Annotated in this window: 17 protein-coding genes and 2 pseudogenes; 6 read left to right on the top strand and 13 right to left on the bottom strand. The window is 64.6% G+C overall.

Annotated features, from left to right (window positions below):
• The first annotated feature begins 13 nt into the window (after nt 1-13).
• Complete coding sequence (gene accA, locus C2U37_RS01565) at nt 14-964, top strand: acetyl-CoA carboxylase carboxyl transferase subunit alpha (protein WP_041211295.1); 951 nt, start codon at nt 14-16, stop codon at nt 962-964.
• Between the two features lie 81 nt (nt 965-1045).
• Here the strand turns inward: accA and C2U37_RS01560 are convergent, their stop codons facing one another.
• Nucleotides 1046-2437: an MATE family efflux transporter gene (locus C2U37_RS01560; protein WP_104451735.1), complete on the bottom strand. Its 1392-nt coding sequence runs from the start codon at nt 2435-2437 to the stop codon at nt 1046-1048.
• Nucleotides 2438-2543: 106 nt separating this feature from the next.
• On the bottom strand, nt 2544-3449 hold the full coding sequence (locus C2U37_RS01555) for a LysR family transcriptional regulator (RefSeq protein WP_102949239.1): 906 nt from the start codon (nt 3447-3449) through the stop codon (nt 2544-2546).
• Between the two features lie 496 nt (nt 3450-3945).
• Here C2U37_RS01555 and C2U37_RS01550 point away from each other — a divergent pair, with 496 nt between their 5' ends.
• Both C2U37_RS01550 and yjeH read left to right on the top strand, forming a co-directional pair.
• On the top strand, nt 3946-5238 hold the full coding sequence (locus C2U37_RS01550; RefSeq protein ID WP_039039437.1) for an HAAAP family serine/threonine permease: 1293 nt from the start codon (nt 3946-3948) through the stop codon (nt 5236-5238).
• A 125-nt stretch (nt 5239-5363) separates the two neighbouring features.
• Nucleotides 5364-6644 (top strand): L-methionine/branched-chain amino acid transporter, encoded by a 1281-nt coding sequence (yjeH, locus tag C2U37_RS01545; RefSeq protein WP_102948815.1) that lies wholly within the window; start codon nt 5364-5366, stop codon nt 6642-6644.
• Nucleotides 6645-6687: 43 nt separating this feature from the next.
• Here the strand turns inward: yjeH and C2U37_RS01540 are convergent.
• The 4 genes and pseudogenes from C2U37_RS01540 to C2U37_RS01525 all read right to left on the bottom strand — a co-directional run bounded on the left by C2U37_RS01540 (nt 6688) and on the right by C2U37_RS01525 (nt 11957).
• Nucleotides 6688-7226 (bottom strand): annotated as a pseudogene (locus C2U37_RS01540) (GNAT family N-acetyltransferase).
• Nucleotides 7227-7298: 72 nt separating this feature from the next.
• A complete protein-coding gene (locus C2U37_RS01535) occupies nt 7299-9026 on the bottom strand; it encodes an ABC-F family ATP-binding cassette domain-containing protein (RefSeq protein WP_102948814.1) in 1728 nt (575 codons plus the stop codon).
• A gap of 350 nt (nt 9027-9376) precedes the next feature.
• Nucleotides 9377-9814, bottom strand: coding sequence for a PliI family lysozyme inhibitor of I-type lysozyme (locus C2U37_RS01530; protein WP_042883192.1), 438 nt, complete (start codon nt 9812-9814; stop codon nt 9377-9379).
• Nucleotides 9815-9926: 112 nt separating this feature from the next.
• Nucleotides 9927-11957, bottom strand: a complete 2031-nt coding sequence (locus C2U37_RS01525) for a M13 family metallopeptidase (protein ID WP_102948813.1) — start codon at nt 11955-11957, stop codon at nt 9927-9929.
• Nucleotides 11958-12086: 129 nt separating this feature from the next.
• Between C2U37_RS01525 and tilS the strand changes: the two genes are divergently transcribed.
• Nucleotides 12087-13421 carry a tRNA lysidine(34) synthetase TilS gene (tilS, locus tag C2U37_RS01520; RefSeq protein WP_102948812.1) on the top strand — a complete coding sequence of 445 codons (1335 nt, stop codon included), beginning with the start codon at nt 12087-12089 and terminating at the stop codon, nt 13419-13421.
• A 42-nt stretch (nt 13422-13463) separates the two neighbouring features.
• Here tilS and C2U37_RS01515 read toward each other — a convergent pair whose 3' ends face one another.
• On the bottom strand, nt 13464-14390 hold the full coding sequence (locus tag C2U37_RS01515; RefSeq protein ID WP_102948811.1) for a GGDEF domain-containing protein: 927 nt from the start codon (nt 14388-14390) through the stop codon (nt 13464-13466).
• Nucleotides 14391-14583: 193 nt separating this feature from the next.
• Between C2U37_RS01515 and C2U37_RS01510 the strand changes: the two genes are divergently transcribed.
• Nucleotides 14584-16536: a monovalent cation:proton antiporter family protein gene (locus C2U37_RS01510; protein ID WP_193758863.1), complete on the top strand. Its 1953-nt coding sequence runs from the start codon at nt 14584-14586 to the stop codon at nt 16534-16536.
• A 27-nt stretch (nt 16537-16563) separates the two neighbouring features.
• Here C2U37_RS01510 and C2U37_RS01505 read toward each other — a convergent pair whose 3' ends face one another.
• The 5 genes and pseudogenes from C2U37_RS01505 to C2U37_RS01485 form a co-directional block, all read right to left on the bottom strand.
• Complete coding sequence (locus C2U37_RS01505) at nt 16564-17724, bottom strand: patatin-like phospholipase family protein (RefSeq protein ID WP_042864253.1); 1161 nt, start codon at nt 17722-17724, stop codon at nt 16564-16566.
• Between the two features lie 117 nt (nt 17725-17841).
• Nucleotides 17842-18699, bottom strand: a complete 858-nt coding sequence (locus C2U37_RS01500; protein ID WP_102948810.1) for an alpha/beta hydrolase — start codon at nt 18697-18699, stop codon at nt 17842-17844.
• 72 nt (nt 18700-18771) lie between these two features.
• Complete coding sequence (locus tag C2U37_RS01495) at nt 18772-19353, bottom strand: TetR/AcrR family transcriptional regulator (protein ID WP_102948809.1); 582 nt, start codon at nt 19351-19353, stop codon at nt 18772-18774.
• Between the two features lie 158 nt (nt 19354-19511).
• Nucleotides 19512-19615 (bottom strand): annotated as a pseudogene (locus C2U37_RS25325) (DNA-binding response regulator); the annotation flags it as partial.
• A 7-nt stretch (nt 19616-19622) separates the two neighbouring features.
• Nucleotides 19623-20267 (bottom strand): response regulator transcription factor, encoded by a 645-nt coding sequence (locus tag C2U37_RS01485; protein ID WP_041214700.1) that lies wholly within the window; start codon nt 20265-20267, stop codon nt 19623-19625.
• A 158-nt stretch (nt 20268-20425) separates the two neighbouring features.
• Between C2U37_RS01485 and C2U37_RS01480 the strand changes: the two genes are divergently transcribed.
• A complete protein-coding gene (locus tag C2U37_RS01480; protein ID WP_102948808.1) occupies nt 20426-21052 on the top strand; it encodes a glutathione S-transferase in 627 nt (208 codons plus the stop codon).
• Between the two features lie 65 nt (nt 21053-21117).
• Here C2U37_RS01480 and C2U37_RS01475 read toward each other — a convergent pair whose 3' ends face one another.
• Nucleotides 21118-23241 (bottom strand): alpha-amylase, encoded by a 2124-nt coding sequence (locus C2U37_RS01475; protein WP_102948807.1) that lies wholly within the window; start codon nt 23239-23241, stop codon nt 21118-21120.
• Nucleotides 23242-23319: the final 78 nt, after the last annotated feature.

The following is a 23319-nucleotide window of genomic DNA, read 5'->3' as shown; positions in this document are numbered from 1 at the left end:
ATCTATTGTCCCTATGAGTCTTTTTCTGGATTTTGAACAGCCGATCGCCGAGTTGCAGGCACAGATCGATGAACTGCGCCATGTGAGCGAGCACAACAGTGCCGTGGATCTCAGCGAAGACATTCGCCGGCTGGAGAAGAAAAACGAAGAGCTGACCAAGAAGATCTTCGGCGATCTGGGTGCCTGGCAGGTATCCCAGATGGCACGTCATCCCCAGCGCCCCTACACCCTCGACTACATCGAGCAGATCTTCACCGATTTCGACGAGCTGGCCGGGGATCGCGCCTATGCCGATGACAAGGCCATCGTCGGCGGCATCGCCCGTCTCGACGGCGAGCCAGTGATGGTCATCGGTCACCAGAAGGGGCGCGAGACCAAGGAGAAGATCAAGCGCAACTTCGGCATGCCGCGTCCGGAAGGGTACCGCAAGGCCCTGCGCCTGATGGAGATGGCCGAGCGCTTCAAGATGCCGATCATCACCTTCATCGACACCCCGGGTGCCTACCCTGGCGTCGGTGCCGAGGAGCGTGGCCAGTCCGAAGCCATCGCCCGCAACCTGAAAGTCATGGCCGGCCTGACCGTGCCGGTGGTCTGCACCGTGATCGGTGAAGGCGGCTCCGGCGGCGCTCTCGCCATCGGCGTGGGCGATCGGGTCAACATGCTGCAGTACTCCACCTACTCCGTCATCTCCCCGGAAGGGTGCGCCTCCATCCTCTGGAAGAGCGCCGAGAAGGCCTCGGTGGCGGCGGATGCCATGGGCATTACCGCCCAGCGCCTGAAGGAGCTGAAGCTCATCGACAACATCGTCGAGGAGCCCCTCGGCGGTGCCCACCGCGACGTGGAGAAGATGGCCAAGCACCTGAAAGCGCGCATCAAGCAGGATCTGGATGCCCTGCGCCCCCTCGACAGCGAGCAACTGCTGGAGCAGCGCTACCAGCGTCTGCTGGGTTACGGCTACTGCTGATCTGCCGCTTCCAATAAAAAGTCCCCGCATGCGGGGACTTTTTTTATGGGCGACGTTTGTGGGGGACGCCGGGGGCGGGTCTCAGGGGGCGGTCAGCGCCCGTTGCATACGGACGGAAGCACGCCCTCCGGCAGGGCTCAGGGCCCGCCACTCCCGCCACAGCAGCCAGCACAGGGGGGGCGTCAGCAGCAGCACGGTGGCGGGCTGTGCCATCAAGACCCCGTCGCGCCCCCACCAGAGGGGCAGCAGGAAGATGAGGGGCAGCAGCAGCACCGTCTTGGCCACGGAGATGACGAGGGCCTGGCGGGTGCGGGCCATGGCCTGCAACAGCACGATGCCGAACATGACGATCCCCTCCAGGGGCAGGGCAGCGAGGTTGAGGGTCAGACTGCTGATGGCGGCGGCGAGCAGCTCTGCGTCCTGATCACCGGTGTAGAGCATGGCGACCGGCTGCGGCAGCAGCTGGACAATCAGCCAGACCCCCAGGCCATAGACCAGGGTGATCTTGAGCCCCATCGCCATCAGGAACTGGAGGTCGCGATGGCGCCCGGCCCCGGCTGCCTGGCTCACCAGGGGCTGGATGCCAAACGCCAGTCCCTGCAGGATGACGATGAAGACCGCCTCCGTGTACCCCGCCACGGTGAAGCCCGCCAGATCCTTGACCGTGCCGTGCACCATCAGCTGGCTGTTGTGCAGCAGCAACAGCAGCCCCAGGTTGAACTGGGCGATGAGGCTCGGCAGCCCGGTGAAGAGCAGGCCGGGCATGGTCGGGAAGCGGGGCACCAGCTGGCGCCAGGTCAGCCGCAACCGGGCGTGGCGGGTGAAGAAGTACCCCAGGCCGAGCAGGCTGACCATGGCCTCCGAGAGGAGGGTGGCCTGGGCCGTGCCGGTGAGGCCGAGCCCGAGCCGGCCCACCATGATGTAGTTGAACAGGATGTTGAGGAGGGCGCCGCCGCTCACCAGTACCATGGCGAGGCGAGGGCGGCCGTCGTTGCGAAGCAGGTAGGGCACCGCCAGGTTGCTGGCGAGCAGCAGGGTGCCACCGCCAATCCAGGTGAGGTAGTCGCTGGCCTGCTGCCAAGTGTCGGTGCCGGGGGCCATTCCCAGGGCCTGCAGGATATCGGTGTGCCAGTGGTGCAGCAGCAGCGGCGCTACCGTGCCCAGGATCAGCAGCAGCCAGAGGGCGCTGACCAGAGCCTGGCGGGCCAGAGCGAGGTTCCTGGCGCCCTGCTGGAAGGAGATGGCGGTGGCGGCCCCCATGGCGATCATGGCGGCGAGGCCGATGAGCACCATGATGACCGGATAGACCAGGTTGATGCCGGCAAGGCCGGCGGCCCCCACGTAGTGGCCGACGAAGATGCCGTCTACCAGGTAGTAGGCGCCGGAGACCAGCATGGCCATGACGGAGGGGAGGGCATAGCCCCAGAAACGGCGGGCCATGGCCCGTTGACGCAGGCGGAAGTAGGCGGACATATCTGTACTCGGGAAAAGGGCCGGAATCGAGCAGACAGTCTAGTTTCTTATGGTTTAATTGATAATCAGGCTTTCATTTGATGAATTGCTGAATAAATTTCATCAATCAACGGATCCTGTGATACTCCTTCAGCATGTCGATCAGGGCTCGCAGCCCTTGCCCCAGCTGGTGCCGGCCCGGATAGAAGAGGTTGAACCCGGCAAAGCTGGGGCTCCAGTCATCCAGCACGCTCACCAGCCGTCCCGATGCCAGGGCGTCGAACACCTCCCCTTCGTGGCAGTAGGCGAGCCCGAGCCCCGCCTCGGCCGCCCCCAGGTAGAGCGCAGGCGTGCTGGTGGTGAGCGGGCCCGTCACTTCGATCTCCAGCAGCTCCCCCTCGGCGGCAAAGGCCCAGCGATAGTGGTGATGGGGCGTGAGCCGGTAGCCGATGCAGTCGTGCTGGCGCAGATCCGAGGGGTGGCGAGGGGTGCCACGCCGTGCCAGATAGTCGGGGGAGCCCACCACCAGATAGCGCTGCTGCGGGCCCAGGGGAACCGAGATCATCTCCTGGGGCAGCAGGTCGCCGTAGAAGAGGGCGGCGTCGTAGCCATCCTCGATGAGGCGGGGCATCAGCTCCAGCTCCTCCACCTCCACCTGCATGCGCGGGTAGCGCACCAGATAGTCGATGAGCACCGGGGCCAGCACTTCCTGGATGGCGGCTCGGGGGGCACAGAGCCTTAGCCTGCCCACGGGTTCGCCCGCGTGGCGCGTCAGCTCCGCCAGTGCCGTCTCCAGTTGCCCCAGGGTCGGCAGTACCTGGGCCAGCAGCCGTTCGCCCGCCTCGGTCGGCACCACGGCCCGGGTGCTGCGATTGAGCAGCCTGACGGCCAGGCGACTCTCCAGCCCTTTGAGGGCATGACTCAGGGCCGAGGCGGAGACCCCGAGCTCGAGGGCGGCCTTGCTGAAACTGCGGTGACGGGCGACGGCGGCAAACACGGCCAGCTCGGCGAGATCGGTGCGGGAGAGGGTCATGGTCGGTACGCAGAAAAAGGGCGGACACAAAGGGTACGCCATGGGGCGACGGGAGACAATCGGGGGGCAATGAGGGGATTGTGACAAAATTGTTGCGCGTTTCAAGAGTGAGGTGGATCACATCAAAAAGTTTATATGTTAAAAAAAAATCGCAATATGGCGATTCAAGTGTGATCTGAAGCGACGGAAAGGCGATTCCAATCAAACTTTGGTTGATTAATTCAAAAAAACGCTGTGATTAATAGGGCCTTTTAACTAGAGTCATCTCATCGGATGAGGTGAGCGTTATCCCGTTGTTAACGAGCGAGCACGATCCCCTCTGTATTACGACTCCCCGCCCGTGTTTGTTGCAATCAGGTTGCCACAGGGAGTGGCGGCCGGATGGCCGGGGCGGAGGAACAAACAGGACGAATAGCTGGAGTTCCAGGGAAAGGAACCGGGCCCAGGCCCACTGACAAGTTAAGATCCCACTTTCCTTGATGACAGGAACACCCCTATGTCTGACATGAACATTGCAGTTGAAGGCAGCTTGAGCAAAGCCTCCTCCCGTGGCATCAACAAGGCCGACGTGGTCTGGATGCTGGGTCTGTACGGTACCGCCATCGGCGCCGGTGTCCTCTTCCTGCCGATCAATGCCGGTGTCGGTGGCCTGTGGCCGCTGGTCGCCATGCTGATCCTGGCCCTGCCGCTGACCTTCTTCGCCCACCGTGGCCTGACCCGCTTCGTGCTGTCCGGCTCCACCCGTGACGGCGACATCACCGAGGTGGTGGAAGAGCACTTCGGCAAGACCGCAGGCAAGTTCATCACCCTGCTCTACTTCTTCGCCATCTACCCCATCCTGCTGATGTACTCCGTGGCCATTACCAACACCGTCGAGAGCCTGATGGTGCACCAGCTGGGCATGACGGCACCTCCCCGTGCCATCCTCTCCCTGGTGCTGATCCTGGGTCTGATGGCGATCGTTCGCCTGGGCGGCCAGGTCATCGTCAAGGCGATGAGCGTGCTGGTCTTCCCGTTCGTGGTCACCCTGATGGGCCTGGCGGTCTACCTGATCCCGCACTGGAACGGTGCCATCATCACCGAAGCCCCGGCGCTGGGTGAGGCCTTCAATGGTGACTTCATCAAGACCCTGTGGCTGGCCATCCCGGTGATGGTGTTCTCCTTCAACCACTCCCCGATCATCTCCTCCTTCGCGGTGGACAACAAAGGCCGCTACGGCGCCAACGCCGAGAAGAAGTGCAGCAACATCCTGCTGGGCGCCCACGTCATGATGGTGATGACAGTGATGTTCTTCGTGTTCAGCTGCGTGCTGAGCCTCTCCCCGGCTGACCTGGCGGCGGCCAAGGAGCAGAACATCTCCATCCTCTCCTACCTGGCCAACCACTTCGACAACCCGGTGATCGCCACCGTGGCACCGCTCATCGCCATGGTTGCCATCAGCAAGTCCTTCCTGGGTCACTACCTGGGTGCGCAAGAGGGCATGAACGGCCTGATGGCCAAGTCCCTGCGCGAGAAGGGCAAGAACGTCGACGTCAAGCAGCTGAACAAGGTGACCGCGGTCTTCATGATCCTGACCACCTGGGCCGTGGCCACCATCAACCCGAGCATCCTCGGCATGATTGAAGATCTGGGCGGCCCCATCATCGCCATGCTGCTCTTCCTGATGCCGATGTACGCCATCGCCAAGGTACCGGCCATGCGCAAATATGCCGGCAACCTCAGCAACGGCTTCGTCACCCTCATCGGCCTCATCGCCATGTCCGGCATCATCTACAAGCTGATTGCCTGATGACAGCGTTCATCCCTGTGAGAAAGCCGCCCCCCGGGGCGGTTTTTTTATGGGCACAAATGCTTAACAAAGCGGTGGTGGCGGCCTAACATGGCGGGATGTTTTTCTAGACGGGACAACAGGATATGTCTGGGTTGAAAAAGGATCTCGGGCTCTGGCAGGGGATGGGGCTGCTCGCCACCTCCCTGCTCGGTACCGGGATCTTCGTGGTACCGGCCACCGCCGCCTCGCTGGCGGGAGGGGCGTCGCTGTGGTCCTGGTTGCTGCTGATTGCCCTGGTGCTGCCCATCGCCTTTACCTTCGCCCGCCTCGGGCGGCGTTATCCCCACGCGGGGGGCGCCCCCCATCTGATTGGCCTCGCCTTTGGCAACGGCGCCGAGCGCTTCTCCGCTTTCCTGTTTCTGGCGGTGCTGCCGGTGGGCCTGCCTGCCGCCCTCACCATCGCCGCCGGTTTCTGGCACGCCCTGTTCGACATGGGGGAGTGGACCCTCTGGGGCATCCAGCTGCTCACCCTGCTCGGGGTCTTTCTGCTGGGGCTGCGGGGAGCGCGCTCCTCCGGCAACCTGCAACTGCTGATCGCTCTGGCCATTCTGGGGCTCACCCTGCTTATCTGGGTCAAGGGGGATCTCAGCTGGCGCGATGCCGCCCAGCCTCTGCCAACGGCGAGCGAGTGGCCCGCCATGGGCTCGGCGCTGGCGGTGATGTTCTGGTGTTTCGTGGGGCTCGAGGCCTTCGCCCACATGGGGGAGGAGTTCAAGCGGCCAGAGCGGGACTACCCCCTTGCCCTGCTGGGGGGCGTGCTGCTGGCGGGGCTCATCTACTGGGTTCACTCGCTGGTGGTGCTCAAATATGACCTCTACGGGGACGAGGCGACCAATGCCACCGCCATTCCGGCCCTGCTCTCCCTGTTGTTCGGCCCCACCGCCAAGTGGCTGGTGGCGGTGCTGGGCTATCTCTCCTGCTTCGCCAGCATCAACATCTACCTGCAAGGTTTTGCGCGCCTTATCTGGAGCATGGCGCGGGAGGGCAAACTGCCGGTCTCCCTCTCTCGCCTCTCGGCCCGGGGCGCTCCCCTGCATGCCCTTGCCTGGGTGCTCGCCATCTGTTTCGTCTCCATCACCCTGATCCTCTGGCTGCGTCTGCCCCTCGATGCGTTGATCCGCTACGCCAATGGCAACTTCGTGCTGGTCTATCTGCTCTGCATGGCGGCCGGCTGGCGCTTGCTGTCGGGGACCGGCAAGGGGCTGGCGGGCCTCAGCGTGCTGCTCTGCACCCTGGTGCTGCTGGCCCTCGCCACCCAGGTGCTCTATGCCGTCGTGCTGAGCCTGGGGTATGGCGGCTTCTCCCTGTGGCGGCGCAGACGCCGCCGCTCGGCGTCCGATGAGGGTGTCTGCGCCATCAAGTAACTCCCGAAAAAAAGCCCCGCAGCGCGGGGCTTGTTGTTGCGGGTCACAGGCTGGCGGGCAGGTCGCTGCGCAAGATGGCGTAGTGGCGCAGGGAGCTGAAGCCATCCCCCTTGCGCTCGCACTCCCGCGCCGTGCCCTCGTAGTGAAAACCGGCCCGCTCCAGCAGGCGGGCGGAGGGGAGGTTGGGCTCCTCCACCACTGCCATAAGCCGGTGCAGGTCGGTGGTGCGGTAAGTGAGCGGTAGCCAGAGTTGCAGCGCCGCGCTCATCACCCCCTTGCCCCAGTGTTCGGGATAGAGCCAGTAGCCCAGCTCGGCAACAGGTGAGTCGGGTCGGCATCGTTGTAGCCGATGGCCCCCAGCGGCTCGCCCGTGTGCCGGTCGCGAATGAGGTGCCAGGCGCCACGGCCGGTGCGGATCAGCTCGGCGTACCAATCCATCTGTGCCCGACATGCCGCCAGGCTGTCGTAGCTGACGCCGTAGTAGGCGACGACCCGCGGATCCGACAGGCCGCGGAAGATATGGGGCAGATCGGCGTCGCTGACCGGATCCAGCCCGATGTGAGGTTGTTGCGTTGATGTCATGGTGGCTCCTTGCGGCCAACCTGAGTTGGCCGCGAGTGTTGCGTCATAAGAGATGGATGATCCGGGCTGGCGTCAGGCAAACCCGAGCCGCTCGGCAAGGCGCGCCAGCTCGTCACGCCACTGCTGCTGCAGGCGCGGGGTCTGGTGCCTGGGCTTGCGGGCCAGATCGGCGGCGAGCAGGGCATCGAGCTCATACCAGCGCGCCAGCAGCGCCTCTTCGTCATCCCCCGTGGCGGCCGAGGCCTGCGGGTCACCTGATCGAGCCGGGCTGCCCGCCTGCGGCAAGGGGGCATCGCCCAGGAGCTCGGCATAGGCCCGCTCGGCACTGTGAGCCTCCTGGATGCGCCCGTCCTGTATCAGCCAGAAGCGGTTGCAACTGCGCTCGATCAGCTCCCGGTCGTGGGAGACCAGCAGCACGCCCCCGGGGAAGGCCGCAATGGCATCGGCCAGCTCCTCCTTACCCGCCAGATCCAGGTGATTGGTGGGTTCGTCGAGCCAGAGCATGTGGTGGCTGCCGAGGGACAGGGCGAGAAACAGCAGCCGTGCCCGCTCGCCCCCGCTCAGGGTGTGCACCTGCTGGCCGTGGCGGACATAGGGGAAGCCCGCCCGGATCAGCGCCTGTCGCCGCGTCACCTCAGGCAGAGGGGCCAGGGGGTACAGCGCGTCGCTCAGGGTGGCGTCGTCAGCCAGCTGCTGCAGGGACTGATCGTAATAGGCGATGCTCGCGCCGGGGTGGCAGTACCAGCCCGCCTGCGGACTCTGCATGGTCAGTTCGCGCCAGCACTGGCGCAGCAGGGAGGACTTGCCGGTGCCGTTGGCACCGAGCAGGGCAACCCTGTCCCCTGCCCGCAGCCAGAGCCCCTCGGCACGCAGCAGCGGCGGCAGTGCCGGTGCCGGCGATACGTCGAGGGCTTCCAGTCGCAGCAGGGTGTCGGCAGGCAGGCTCACTCCGCGCAGCTCGAGCCGCCAGGGGGCCAGCGCCGCCACCTGGCTCTGCTCCTCCTGCAGGCGGGCGATGCGCTTTTCCATGGACTTGGCCTGGCGCACCAGCTTCTCGTTGTCATATTCGCGCCCCCAGATGGCGAGGCGCTTGCTGCTGGCGCTCAGGCGGTCTATCTCCTTTTGCTCATCTGCCCGGCGCAGGCGGGCCTGTTCATCCTCGGCAGCCAGCGCAGCCCTGGCCTGGCTGCAGGGCAGGGCGAAGCGGTGCAACTGGCCGTCTCGCAGGATCAGGGTCTGATCCGTGACGCGGTCCAGCAGGCGAGCGTCGTGGGAAACCAGCACGAAGGCGCCGCGCCAGCCCAGCAGAAACTGCTCGAGCCAGAGCAGGGCGGGCAAGTCCAGGTGGTTGCTGGGCTCATCGAGCAGCAGCAGGTTGGGTTGACGCAGCAGGGCGCGCCCTATCTGCAGCCGGCTGTGCTGGCCACCGCTCAGTGCACTGACCGGCAGCGCGGCCTGGGCCTCCAGCTGCAGTTCGGCCAGCAGCTTGTCCACCTGCCATTCGGCGGCGGGGTCGTTGCCCAGTGCATCCAGCAGCACGGCGCGGGTGCTGAGGGTGGAAAGCCCGGCGGGCAGTTGCTGGGCCACGAACTCGCAGCGGCAGGCGGCGGCCTGCACGACCCGGCCGGCCTGGGGCGTGCGCTCGCCCGCCAGCAGCGCGAGCAATGTGCTCTTGCCGCAGCCGTTGGCGCCAATCAGGCCGAGTCGGTCGCCTGCGCGAATGCCGAGTTCGAGGTGATCAAATAAGGGAAGGTGCCCCGCACTCATCTGCAGGGAATGGGTACTCATCAGGGTTGTCATGCTCTTGCTCTCTTAAATCGCGGGATGGGAAATCCCTGTCATCAGGAGCGCTGGCGACAACGGCAGAGTCGAGAAAGGTCTCGGTATGGAAGGGAGTCGGCTTTGCTCGAACCCGCTATCGCAGCGCGATGGTATGCAGGCAAGAGCACTTGAATGTGCCGAACAGGCGAGCCGAGAACATCGGACACGCTTGGATAACCATTTTTTACCTCCTTGTGTTTCGTTATGGCAGGGTGCGGCGATTATAGGCACAGAAAAAAACAGTCGTCCATCCGCCCTGTGGGGGGCCGTGGGCACCGCATCGGGAGGCGCGGGGTAAAAAAACGCCCCGTGATACGGGGCGTGGGGGGTCAGTCGCGGGGGGTCTTGAGGGCCTCAATCACATCGTCACTGGGGGCCAGTCCCTCCACGTGGTTGAAGCTCTCCAGCCCCTCCTGGGGATTGATGGTGAGGGCGTCGGCGCTCAGGTAGCTGCCGCTGCCGGCGCTCTCCACCACGACGATGACTTCAGGCTGCTTGTCGCCGTTGAGATCCAGCAGCTTGAGCTCCTTGATGCTGCCATCGCGCGGCAGCACCTTGCCGTCGATGAACTGATCCAGCGGAAACTGGGGGTTGGCACCGGAGTAGAGGCGCACGTCGTAGCTGCCGGTGGAGGCGGGCTCGCCGCGCCCTTCGCTGACGGTCACCACCTGGCCGGAGGGGAGCGTCAGCTGTTTGAAGAAGCCGTCCGCCGCCTGGCTGGCGAGGGGCAGGGTGAGCAGGCCGAGAGTAAGGAATAAGGCTTTCATGGAGAGGACCCTTGTTGCTGCTTGTGTGTCTGTGACGGGCAGGGGACGCTTCCCTGCCACGTCGGAAGCGGGCAGGGGGCCGCTGGTCGGCCGCCCCCTGCCCGGGTTGTCATCACCATATCTTGACCCGTTTGGCCGGGTCCAGATAGAGCTTGTCGCCGGGCTGGATCTTGAACGCCTCATAGAAGGCGGGGATGTTCGGTACCACGCCGTTGACCCGGTATTCCGGCGGCGAGTGGGGATCCGAGGCGAGCAGCATCTGCATCAGCTCGGGGCGATACATGCCCTTCCACACCTGGGCCCAGCCGAGGAAGAAGCGCTGCTCGCCGGTAAAACCGTCCAGCACCGGGGCCTCCTTGCCATCCAGGGAGAGCAGGTAGGCCTTGTGGGCGATGGTGAGGCCGCCGAGATCGCCGATGTTCTCCCCCAGGGTGAACTGGCCGTTGACGTACTGGCCCTTGATGGGCTCGAAGCGGTTGTACTGGGCCACCAGCCGGCTGGTGCGGAAGCGAAACTCCTTGAGATCCGCCGGCGTCCACCAGTCGCGCATCACGCCGTCACCGTCGGATTTGGCCCCCTGATCATCAAAACCGTGGCCCATCTCGTGGCCGATCACCCCGCCGATGGCGCCGTAGTTGACCGCATCGTCTGCCGTCATGTCGAAGAAGGGGGGCTGCAAAATGGCGGCCGGGAAGACGATCTCGTTGTTGCTCGGGTTGTAGTAGGCGTTCACCGTCTGGGGGGACATGTGCCACTCGTCCCGATCGACCGGCTTGCCGAGGCGAGCCAGGTTGTCGGCGTATTCGAAGGCGCGGGCCCGCTGCAGGTTGCCCACCAGATCGTCGGGGCGAATGGTGATGGCGCTGTAGTCCTTCCACTTGTCCGGGTAGCCGATCTTGGGTCTGAACTTGGCGAGCTTCTCGAGGGCCTGGGTCTTGGTGGCCGGGGACATCCAGTCCAGCTCCTGGATGCTCTGGCCGTAGGCGGTGCGCAGGTTCTCCACCAGCTGCTCCATACGGGCCTTGGCCGCTGGCGGGAAGTAGCGCTCGACATAGAGCTTGCCCACCGCCTCCCCCAGGTTGTTGTCCAGTACCCCGAGGGCCCGCTCCCAGGGGGTGCGCTGCTTGGGCGTGCCGCTAAGAGCGGTGCCGAAGAAGGCAAAATTCTGGGCATCGGTCTGGCTGTCGAGGTAGGGGGCGTAATCGGTGATGAGCTGCCACTTGAGGTAGGCCTGCCAGTCAGCGACCGGGGTCTGCTGCATCACCTCGTTCAGGGCCGAGAGGTAGGTGGGCTGGCCGATGACCAGGCTCTGCTGCCCCGCAAGGCCAGCCTGGGCCAGGTAGGCGTCCCAGTCGATGGCGGGGGCGAGGCGCCCCAGCTCGCTCACCGGGCCCTTGTTGTAGTTCTTCTCTCTGTCTCGCAGGGCCACGTTGTCCCACTGGATCTGGGCGAGCCTGGTCTCGAGGGCCAGGATGCGTTTCGCCTTGGCCTGGGCATCCGTCTCACCGAAGCGGGTCAGCATGGCGGCGATGTGTTGCTCGTACTTGTGCAGCAGCGCCTGGCTGTTGGGGTCGCGCTTGAGGTAGTAGTCCCGATCCGGCAGGCCGAGGCCGGCCTGGTAGAGGTAGACGGCATAGCTGTCAGGGGCCTTGGCGTCGGCGTCAATCCAGAAACCGAAGGGGGAGCCGCCACCGGTGCGGGCGCTCTGGGCGAAGGCCCGGGCGAGATCCTGCGGCGTGCTGATCTGCTCTATCTCGCTCAGCATTGGCAGCAGGGGCGTGGTGCCCTTGGCGTTGCGGGCGGCCTGATCCAGATAGCTCTGGTAGAGGTCGTTGATCTGCTGGGCCGGGGTACCGGCGGCGGCTTTGCCATCCAGCCCCTCCACCAGCACCCGCACGTCCGCCAGGGATTTGTCCCGCAGCAGGTAGAAGGCGCCGTCGGCGGGCCTGTCATCGGGGATCTTGGCCGTGGCGAGCCAGTGGCCGTTCACGTAGCGGAAGAAGTCGTCACCAGGCTTGACGCTGGTGTCCATGTTGGCCAGCGCAAGGCCGGAGTGTTTGTCCGGTTGGCTCGGTGCCTGACTGCAACCGGCCAGCAGGGCCAGCCCGACGAGGGTGGCCAGGATGTGTTTCTTGTTGTTCATTATGGTTTTATTCCAATTCGGGTTATATGGCTTCCTTGCCCACGCAGGGAGCGATTCACTCTAGCAGCCGGGTTAGCGCTTGATAAGCCCGACTCTGCTAAGATCGGCTTGGTCGTATTGGGGAAGCCTATGATTTCTCGTATTTATTCTCGTTTTTGTCAGACCCTGCCCGCGCCGGAAGGTTCCCGCGGTCTGCTGGTGGCTTTCAGCGGCGGGCTCGACTCCACCGTCTTGCTGGTGCTGGCGGCCCGTTTTGCCCGCGCCCACGGCCTCGCCCTGAACGCCCTGCACGTTCATCATGGCCTGAGCCCACATGCCGACGACTGGGTGGCTCACTGCGAAGGGGTGTGCCGGCAACTGGCGGTGCCCCTCATCGTGGAGCGGGTGCAGCTCTGTCGGGGCAACGGGGAGAGCATGGAGGCCCAGGCGCGGGCGGCGCGTTATGAGCGACTCGCCGCCCACCTGGGGGAGGGGGAGTGGCTGCTCACCGCTCACCATCAGGACGATCAGCTGGAGACCCTGCTGCTGGCGCTCAAGCGGGGTGCCGGTCTGCGCGGGCTGGCGGGCATGGTGGCGAGCCAGCCTTTTGCCGCAGGCCATCTGTTGCGCCCCTTGCTCGACATGAGCCGGGCCGAGCTGGCGGAAGCCGCGCAGTCACTTCCTTATGGCTGGGTTGAGGATGAGAGCAACGAGGACCCGAGCTATGACCGCAACTTCCTGCGCCAGCAGATCATTCCCCTGCTCAAGGACCGCTGGCCCGCCATGGCCCGGACGACGGCGCGCACCATGGCCCTGTGCGCCGAGCAGGAGGCGCTTATCAGCGAGCTGGCCGAGGCGGACTGGCAAGCGGTGGGTGAGGGAGAAGGGCTGCGCATTGACGGACTCCTCTCCCTCTCCCCCGTGCGGCGCAACAACCTGCTGCGCCACTGGATCCGCCGTCAGGGGGGAGAGATGCCCTCCCGCGAGCTGCTGGGCCTGCTGTGGCAGGAGGTGGCGCTGGCGCGTGATGACGCCAACCCCAGGCTGAGCCTGCAAGGGCTGGCGTGTCGCCGCTATCAGGGGCGTCTGTACCTGGTGGCGCCGGATCTCGCCCCCCGCGAGGAGGTGCTGCCCATCCGGATGGAAGAGACGCTCACCCTGCCGGACGGGCTCGGGCAGTTCAGGCTCTGGAGAACGGATGGCGAAGGGTTGCGGACACCGAGGGGGGACGAGCCGCTCTCGGTGCGTTTTCAGGTCGCCCCCGGCGTCATGCTGAAACCGGTGGGGCGGGTGGGCAGCAGGCGGCTCAAGAAGCTGCTGCAAGAGTACGGGGTGCCCTCCTGGCAGCGGGGGCGCATTCCCATCCTCTACTACGGTGAACAGGTGGCACTGGTGGCCGGGCTCTTTGTCTGCGACGGATTTCTGGCGCCAGAAGAGGGGGTGGCGTGGGAGTGGCGGCCCCCCGTCCCCCAGGATGCGGATTGACATCGCAGAGTGACAGGGGGCCGGGAGGGGAAGGGTGATGCCCTATTCGGGCAGGCCGGAGCCCCCGGCTTTCTTGCGGGCGTAGAGATGGGTATCGGCCGTCTCGTAGAGGCGCTGCACATCCATGCCAGACTGCCAGCTGGCGGCTCCCAGGCTGCACCCCACCGAGAAGGCGCTGAGCTCCTTGTGGCTGTGGAGCACATGTTGCAACCGCAGCCAGACCGGGCGCCAGGCCTCGGGGTCCGCGGGTTGCAGCAGCAGGGCAAACTCGTCCCCGCCGAGGCGAAACGCCTGATCCGTCCCGCGAATGCACCCCTGCAGCAACTGGGCGAAGCGGCTTAGCACCAGGTCGCCCACCGGGTGGCCCCAGGTGTCATTGACCTGCTTGAATCTGTCGAGATCCAGCAGCACCAGCACCAGGCCGTGGGGTTCCCGGCTGTGTTGCTCCACCGCCCGGCCGATGGCCTCGTCGAAGTAGGCGCGATTGCCAAGCCCGGTCAGGTGGTCGAGCCGCACCTGCTGTTCCAGCCGATCCAGCCGCAGGTAGAGGGGCAGGGGGAGGCTGAACAGCTGATGATATTGCTCAAGCAACCGCCTCTGGCCGTCGCTCAGGGGGTGCTCCAGCTCGTAGTGCAACTGGCCGAGCAACTGCTCGTGTCGTCCCCGCAGCTCGAAGCGATAGGCATGCAGGGTCAGCCTGGCCTGGGGCGGGTGCGAGATGAGGGGATGGGGCTGGCCACAGTCGAACTGGAGCGAGTGGATCCGGACAATGTTTGCCACCCGCTCGGCAAAGATTGCCAGCAGGGCGTCAAGATCCCGTTGCCCCAGCAACTGCTCTATCTGCTGAAAGCGGTCCTGCCCGGTCAACGGCGCAAGCCGCTCCATCTGCTGTACCCACTGCTCTATGCCATGTCCGAAGCCGTTCAATGACGATGTGTTTTCCACGTTACAGCCCTTACACCTCTCCATTCATTGCACAGGCTCTTGCAAGCCCTGTGCCTAAAATATGTCCGATGAAAAACAAGGGGGCTGGCTAGGCTTAACGGGATGAAACGGGAGGGGAAATTCCTGCCACTGAGCGAGTGGCGTGCCATATGGGGAGCGTGCGCTGTGCTTGCTGTGTCAGGGAAGAGGGCGCCGGGCAGATGAAGGAGAGGGATGGGTGTACGCCGATGTGTTGATCCTGCTGATCTTCGCCGTTGTGCTGGTGGCCATTTTCCGGCGCCTCGGCCAGCCGGTGATCCTTGCCTATCTGTTTGCCGGCATGCTGCTCGGCCCCCACGGCGTGGCCATCGTCACGGGTCAGGCCATGATGCAGACCATAGGGGAGCTTGGCATCGTGTTCCTGATGTTCTCCCTCGGGCTCGAGTTCTCCCTGCCGCGTCTGCTCGCCATGCGCAAGCTGGTGCTGGGGGTCGGCAGCCTGCAGGTGCTGCTCACCTCACTGCTGTTTTTCGGGCTCGGCTGGTGGTGGGGGCTGAGCCTGGCCCAGGCGCTGGTGGTGTCAGGCACCCTGGCGCTCTCCTCCACCGCCGTGGTGATCAAGCAGCTCGGCGAGCTCAAGCAGCTCCATACCCGGCGAGCCCAGCTCGGGGTGAGCGTGCTGCTGTTCCAGGATCTTGCCGTGGTGCCCCTGCTGGTGATGATCCCCATCCTGGCCCAGCCCGAGGTGCAGGGCAGCGCCCTGCTGGCGGAGGTCGCCTGGGCCTCCCTCAAGGGGTTGTTTGCGCTCTCCGTGCTGCTGGCGGTGGGGAAGTGGCTGCTGCCCATGCTGTTTTTCGAGGTGGCGCGCGCACGTTCAGACGAACTCTTCGTACTGAGTGCCCTGTTGGTGGCATTGCTGGCGGCCTCCCTGACCCAGTGGATGGGGCTCTCCATGGCGCTCGGTGCCTTTCTGGCGGGCATGATGCTGGGGGAGTCCCACTATCGTCATCAGCTTGAGGTGGACATCAAGCCGTTTCGCGACGTGTTGATGGGGCTCTTCTTCATTACCATTGGCATGACCATGGACTGGGCGCTGGTGGCGGGTGCCTGGTGGCAGGTGCTGGCCTGTGTGACGGGGCTCATCCTGTGCAAGTCGCTGCTGATATTGCTGGCGGGCCGCCTGATGGGGGAGCGCAAGCGCGACGCCATGGCCGCCGGCATCATGTTGAGCCAGGTCGGGGAGTTCGGTTTTGTGCTGCTGGCGCTGGCGAGTCATCACGGCTTGCTGGATCACCAGCTGGTCTCTCTGCTCATCGGCATCGGTGTCATCTCCATCGCCCTCACCCCCTGGCTGGTGTTGCGGGCGCTGGGGCTTGCCCACTCCCTCACCGACAGTGCCCTGCTCTCTCGCGCCGAGGTGGCCCAGTCGGGCCTGAGCAAACACCAGCACGTCGTCATCGCCGGGTTCGGACGCACCGGCCAAACCTGTGCCCGCTTTCTCAAGCTCGAAGAGATCCCCTTCCTGGCCCTGGATCTCGATCCCGAGCGGGTGAGCGAGGCCAAGCTGGCGGGGGAGCAGGTGGCGTTCGGCGATGCCAGCCGGCGCGACATCCTGCTGGCGGCCGGTCTGTTGCGGGCACGGCTGGTGATCATCACCTTCGACGATCAAAAGCGGGTCGATGCCATGCTGACGCTGATCCGGGAGCTGGCGGGGGAGATCAAGGTGCTGGTGCGTACCCGGGATGACAGTTTCCTTGAACACTACAAGCAGGCCGGCGCCTTCGAGGTGATCCCCGAATCCCAGGAGGGAGCCCTGATGCTGGTCTCCCACCTGCTGCTCAACTGCGACATTCCCATCGGCCGGGTGATCCGGCGCATGGAGCACGAGCGCAGCAGCCAGTATCGCTTTCCGCACGGTTTCTACTGGGGCGGCAAGAGTGCGGGCAATCTGGAGACGGATCAACAGCTCGAGCGGCTGCATCCCGTGCTGCTGCACGACCAGGCCTGGGCGGTGGGACACAGGGTACGGGATCTCGCCCTGGGGGAGGTGCGCATCAAGGCGATTCATCGCGGGGAGCGCAGCCTGGATCCCAGGCGCGAGCTGGTGCTGGCAGCGGGAGATACCCTGGTGCTTTTCGGCACGGCCGTGGCCATGGAACAGGCCGAGCAGCGCCTGCTGGAGGGACGCTAGGATCTCCTTGCCATGGGATAAGGCCCCTCAGGCCTCTTCGCGAAACTGCTCCTGCCTCCCGCTGCCCGGCAGGTCGAGGAAGGCCTCGATGCGCTGGCGGTGATCCAGCGCGTCCTGGTATCCCAGCTTGATGAGCCGCTGGCAATAGCCGGGGTCAAACATCAGGAAGCTGGCCAGGCTGCTGCTCTCTTCGCCGTTGACCCCGAGCACCCGCAACAGACGGCGCAGCTGGGTCGGCAACCGTGGGAGGTATTCGAGGGCGATGAGGTCGAGATCCTGGCTGGGGCGGATCACGCAGGTCTCCACCTGGCGCAGTTTCAGCCGACTGCGCTCCCGTGCTGGAATGAGGGAAAGGGTCTGGTTGATGCGCCCGAGCCGCTCCAGATCCGAATTGAGGGTGTCGGAGAAGACGGTGTTGAGCAGATGGCTCGCGATGTTGGAGCTGGTCAGGTGCCCCTGGCGGGGAGTCGGGTTCTCCCTGTGAGGGGAGTCCAGGGTCACCAGCAGGATCCGCTCCGCCCCCAGGTGGATGGCGGGGCTGAGTGGGCTCAGCTGGTGGATGGAGCCATCCCCGTAGACGCGATCGCCGATGGGGGTGGCGGGAAAGACAAAGGGCAGCGCCGACGAGGCCAGCAGATGATCCGAGGTGAGCAGGGTACGCAGGCCACGTCGTCTGGCGCGCTCCCAGGGCTGATGTTCGGCCCGCCCCTGGAAGAAGGTGGTGGAGAGGCCGTCATCGTAGTCGGAGGCCGTGATGGCGATGGCCTCCAGGCTGCCGTAGAGAATGTTGTCATCGATGCGGTGATAGTCGATGAGCTGATCCAGCAGACGGCGCAGGGGGGCGTTGTCAAACAGGTGAAAGGCTCGGTTGCTCTGGGGGGTGATGAGGCCGGCCGAGCCCTGATAGAGGGTGCGCCACAGCAGTTGGCAAGGGTGGAAGTCGAAGATGTGGTGGGTCTCGAATCGTCGCCAGACCCACTCCAGCTTGCGCACCCCCAGATGGAAACAGGAGGCGTAGCACGCCAGCGCCGTGATGTTGAGAGCCCCCGCCGAGGTGCCGCACAAAATGGGGAAGGGGATGCCGATGTTGCGGGGGTAGAGTTCGGCCACCGCCTTGAGTGCGCCGACCTGATAGGCGGCGCGGGCACCACCACCAGTCAGCAGAAGAGCAGTATTGGGTCTGGCCATGAGGGTGCGCCTTATCGTGATCGCCAGGGCGGGTTGCCACCGCGCAATTCAACTATAAGACGTTGTATACCGGATAAAAATGGGCCGCACGCTCAATTTTTGCGGCCCGTTTCATTTTCAGTTTGCCAAGGGCGTCTGGCTCAATTGATCGAAGGCGGCGAAGGCTGGAGGGCTTGCCAGAATACGGCCATGGCCGAGCCCCCGGGTGCTCACCAGCCGGGTGCGGCCATCCTGGGCCGCGCGCAGGGAGTCCCGGTGGGGGGCGAAGCGGTCTTCCTCATCGTGAACGATGAGGGCGGCGCCGCTGCGCCGGGCGAGCCGGCCAAGGGGGTCAACCGTGCTGAGCGGGTGCTGGTATTCGTGTTCTATCTCCTTGACCACCGCATCGAACAGCCGGATGGAGTAGCCGGAGCGCGCCACCATGCCGTAGAGCTGGGGCACGTAGTCGAGTACCGGGGAGATGAGCAGCAGCGGCAGCGCATCGATTGCAGGGTGACGGCTGCTGAGGGTGACGGCGCCCCCCATGCTGTGGGTGACGATGCCCTGGACGGGGCCGACCCGCTCGAGGATCTCGTCGAAAGCGCGCACGAAGCGGGGCAGGTGGCCCCTGTTCCCTTCACTCCGGCCGTGGGCGGGGTGATCGTAGGCGAGGGCCGTATAGCCCTGGGCGGCAATGTGGCTCATCAGCGGATAGAACTGGCTAGCACTGCCTGACCAGCCGTGCATCAGCAGCCAGACCGGCCCCTGCCCGAGCCGGTAGCTCATCAGGGTCCCTTCACTGGTGTGGATGGCCTGCTCGACCAGGCCGGCCGGGTCTTCGACGTCCCGGGTCGCCCGCTGCGGGGTGAGCAGCAGCTTGCTGGCGGTGCGCTTGGCGTGGGTGGGCGCCAACACGTGATGCAGGCGGGTGCCGAGGCCCAGCAGCAACTTGCTCGGGCTGAAGCGGCGTGTGTTGAAGTAGATCTTGCTGCTCATGGTCATCCTGTGTTTTTTGTGTGCGAACGGTCGTGCTTTTTTGCGAGTTTTTAAAAGGAAGAGCCCGTCGGGTCAGCGCCAGCTGGTCAGCAATTGTTCCACCTCGGGCCAGAAGTGGCGGGCCGGATCCTCGCTGAGCCCCAGGGCATGGAACACCTGATCCCCGAGATAGAGGCCATAGAGGCGATAGACGGCGCGCCAGGGGTCGAGATCGCTGCGCCACTCCCCTCTGGCCTGCCCCTGCACTACCTGGCGTGCCAGGTAGTCGAGCCAGAAACGGACCAGCTCGCGTGCCGCCTGCTGGACCTCACCCTCCTGGGCGGAGGTCCAGGCATCGAGGAACATGCAGCGGCCGGCAAAACTCTGGTTCCAGGCCAGCCAGGCCTGCAACAGGGCGAGCAGTTTCTCCTGCTGGGTGGCGTGTCCCTGTTGGCGCACCGGCTGGATCACCCGCTCCCGAAATACCTCGGCGGAATGGGCGAGCACGGCGATCTGTAGGTTGTCGCGGGACTGGAAGTGGGCGAACAGACCGCTTTTTGACATCTCGCAGGCCGTTGCGAGGGAACCTATGGTGAGGCTCTCAAGCCCCTGCTGGCTCGCCTGCTCGAATGCAGTCTGCAAAATGGTGTCGCGGGTCAGACGTCCCTTGCTCATCCGGCTCTCCTCTCTCTGGGCTGGCAGCATAAAGTACGACCGTGCTAATTGTCGAGCCGCAAATGGTGCAGGGAGGCCGTTTCCGGCTGCCGCGGGGGGCCAGAGAGTCTGCTGGGGGCGGTTGTGGCTGGCTCGATACAAGCCAGCCGGGGACGAGCTCAGTCGTCCTTGATGCCCATTTGCTGCAGGGCGATGACTGCCTGGGTGCGGTGCTTGACCCCGAGTTTGCGGAAGGCGGAGTGATATGGGCTCTGATGGTGGCAAGGGGCTCAACTGTCCTTGATATCCATCTGCTGGAGGGCGATGACCGCCTGGGTGCGGTTCTTGACCCCGAGTTTGCGGAAAATCGCGGTGATATGGGCCTTGATGGTCGCCTCGGAAACGTTGAGCTCCCAGGCGATCTGTTTGTTGAGGCTGCCATCCCGCAACATGATGAGCACCTTGTATTGCTGGGGGGTGAGGCTGGCCAGCTTGGTGGCGAAATCGGGCCCTTCGCCGGGCTCGGGATGGAGGGAGATGCCTTCCGGCACCCAGTTGTCCCCCCCGATCACCGTATTGAGGGCGCTGACCAGCTCTTTCATGGGGACGGACTTGGGAATGAAGCCGAGCGCGCCCAGGCGCAGCACCTGCTGGATGATGGCGGGATCCTCGGAGGCCGAGACCACGACGATGGGGAGATCCGGGTGATGTCCGCGCAGATAGGCCAGCCCCTCGAAGCCGTTGGCCCCCGGCATCTTGAGATCCAGCAGCAGCAGGTCGACGTCGGGATGTTCATCGAGCAGGTGGCTCAGGCTGTCGATGGAGTCAGCCTCCAGCAATCTGGCGTCGTCGATGGCCATGTGCACCGCTTGATAGAGGGCGCCCCGAAACAGGGGGTGGTCATCTGCGATGACGATGGTAAATTGGCTGTCCATAGCTCACATTGTTGCTAACCGATTGTTTTGAAAAATCAAACTAGCACTGCTACCCAAGTGGGTCAAACCCGCCAGTACGCAAATGTGAGATGGTCATCGGATGTCGTGCCACGGGGCCGGCGGGATGGCCAGTAAACAACCCATGCAGGAGGCAATCGATGGGATCCCTGGTTTTGACGGTGGGCACGGGCTCCACCTGGGCAATGAGAACGGCGATGGTGCTGGCCATGAGCGGGCTCAAGTGGCAGGAGCAGGTCTTCGATCTGGAAGATGCCAAGGAGCTGCAACGGCTCAAGCGCACGGCCCCTGCCGGCCTGGTGCCCTGGCTCGACGACGGTGAGCTGCGTATTCACGACTCTCTGGCCATCGCCGAATATCTCCACGAGTGCTGCCCGGAGCGTCACCTTTATCCGGTGGACAAGGCCGAACGGGCCCTGGCCCGCAGCCTGTGCGCCGAGCTGCACGCCGGTTTTCGCCAGATCCGCACCCTGCTGCCCTTCTTCCTAGGGGCGCCCACCCAGAGTGAACCGCCGGTGGAGGTCATTGACGAGCTGGCCCGGTTGCAGACCCTCTGGTCCCAGGCGCGGGGGCCCTTCTATTTCGACGAGGCGAGCATTCTGGATGCCTTCTATGCGGTGATGGCCTATCGACTGGCAAGCTATGGCATTTCGCTGCCCGGTCAGGCTGGCGCCTATCAGCAGGCCTTGCTGGCCTGGCCCCAGTGGCAGGAAACCCTGCTCAAGGCGAGGTTGCAGTGGCCAAAGGCGGCCCGCCAGTCTGATTGATGCGGGCGTCGGCAAGACAAAAAAGGGGGAGCCATCGGCTCCCCCTTTTTATTCAGGCCAGGTGGCTATTTCTGCCGACCCGCGAAGACCACGACCACTTTGTCTTCTCCTTTCTCCCGCACGAAGCCGTAGGGGGTATCGGAAATCTTCTTGTGGCTGCCCGCCGCGATGGCAGGGTGGGCGGCACGGAACTGGCCGAGCCGTTGCCAGTGCTTGACCAGCTCCGCCTTCTCGCCACTTGCCAGCTCCTGCCAGTTCATGTCCGAGCGCACGCTCTGATCGAACACGCCGCCATCCTTGGCCAGCCCCCGGCCGGACTCGTCGCCATAGTAGATCTGGATGCCCCCCGGCAGCAGCATGAAGCTGTTGGCCACCCGCCGTTGCAGCGCCACGTCCTGGTAGTCGCCGAAGAAGAGCTTGGTGTCGTGGGAGCTGATGTAGCTCAGCACGTTGAACTCGGGATCCTGGTTGATGCGGCTGGCATAGCTCGCATAGGTGGGCTCTGCCCCCGCCATGCACTGGGCCTGGGGCAGGGCGAATTCACGCTGGTAGTCGAAGTTGATCAGGGAATCGAAGCCGTGCTGGTACCAGAAGTCCTTGGCGACCCCGTGATCCCACACCTCGCCCACCATGTAGAAGGGAAGGTCATCGAGGGCCTTGCCCGGGTTGGAGGCCTTCCACTCCTTGAGCGCGTCGGTGCCCGCCTGCTTGAGCCTGGCCCAGACCGCGGGCTCCAGGTGTTTGACGGTGTCGGCACGGAAGCCGTCGATGCCGAAGCGGCGCACCCAGTCGGTGTGCCAGGCAATGAGGTAGTCGCTCACGGTGGCGTTGGGCAGGGCCTTGGCCCTGGTGTCTTTTTTGGCCGCGAGCAGCGGTGGCAGCCCCACCGATCTGGTGGATTCGGTCAGGAAGTCCGGCAATCCCGCCACCGAGCCGGTGACGTCGTCGGTGCCGGGTTGCGGGTAGCCAGGCAGGCCTGCACGCACCCAGTCAGGGCCCCACCACTTGTCCCAGTGGGATGACTGGTAGTCGATGAACTGGTTGTAGCCATGCCAGTTGAGGCCGCCGCTCGGGCGCCATTCGTTCCAGCGACTCGGCAGCTTGCCGGTGTTCTGGGTGAGATCGGTGAGCCCCAGATCCTGCAAGTCGGCGAGGGTGGCGTAGCCTGCGTGGTTCATCACCACGTCGAGGATGATCCGCATGCCTCGCTTGTGGGCCTCGTCCACCAGGGTTTTCAGGCTCTCTTCGTCGCCGTAGTTGGGGTCGATTTTGGTGAAGTCGAGCGCCCAGTAGCCGTGGTAGGCGTAGAAGGGGAAGTTCCCCTGTTCGCCACCGCCGATGAAGCCGTGGACCTGTTCCACCATGGGGGTGATCCAGATGGCGTTGATGCCGAGTTGCTTGATGTAGTCGAGCTTCTCGGTCAGCCCCTTGAAGTCACCGCCATGCCAGGTGGCCACTTCGTCCTGACCATCCTTCTGACGACCGAAGCTGTGATCATTGGCAGGATCGCCGTTGTGGAAGCGGTCGGTCAGCAGAAAATAGACGCTCGCCTGATCCCAGCTGAAGGGAGCAGGCTTGGCGGCCTTGACCGGCTCGAGCAGCAGCAGGCCGCCGCTCTCCTTGCTCGGTGTCAGGGTGATCTTGCCGCCCTTGACCACGGCTTCCTGTCCCGAGTAGGCATCCCGCAACCGGGTGCCGTCGGGCCAGACTCCCTTGAGTGATGTCGTGACCGGGCCGCCATCCCAGCTGATGCAGGGCTCTTCCGGGGGCTGGCGTTTGAACTCGCTCTTTTTGGTTGCCCGCAACACCTTGAGGCTGGGGGTATCGGGATTGAAGGTGAACTCGTAGTCCCCCGCCAGCATCACCCTCAGATTGAAGTCTGTCCCCTTGCTGCACTTGTCCATGGGCTGGGCGGTGCCGAAGGGAAGGGGCCTGGCCTCGGTTGGCCCGAAGCTGGTGCCGCAGCTGTTGCCCGCATCGCTGATGCGGATCTGGTGGCTCCCCTTGTCCAGTCTGTGGGTCAGAGTGACGGTGCCCTTGTCCAGCGTCAGCGCCTCGGCCACCGGTTTGCCATCCACATGGAGATAGACCTCGGGGGCGGCCATCGTCTGACCGATGAACAGCGGTGTGGCGAGCACGGCCAGCCACAGGGGTGATGGGCGAAGAGCGGGGCGCGAAGAGAGACGCATAAGCCATTCCTTGAGCAGAGTGTGAGGAGCAGGATCCGTTGAGGCACTCATTCTAGGGCGCGCTGGGGCAGGCTTGGA

The sequence above is a fragment of the Aeromonas sp. ASNIH1 genome, from assembly GCF_002934285.1.
In the GTDB taxonomy this organism is placed as follows: domain Bacteria; phylum Pseudomonadota; class Gammaproteobacteria; order Enterobacterales; family Aeromonadaceae; genus Aeromonas; species Aeromonas caviae.
Note: the sequence above shows the minus strand (reverse complement) of the source record. Positions and strands in the feature narration are given on the sequence as shown.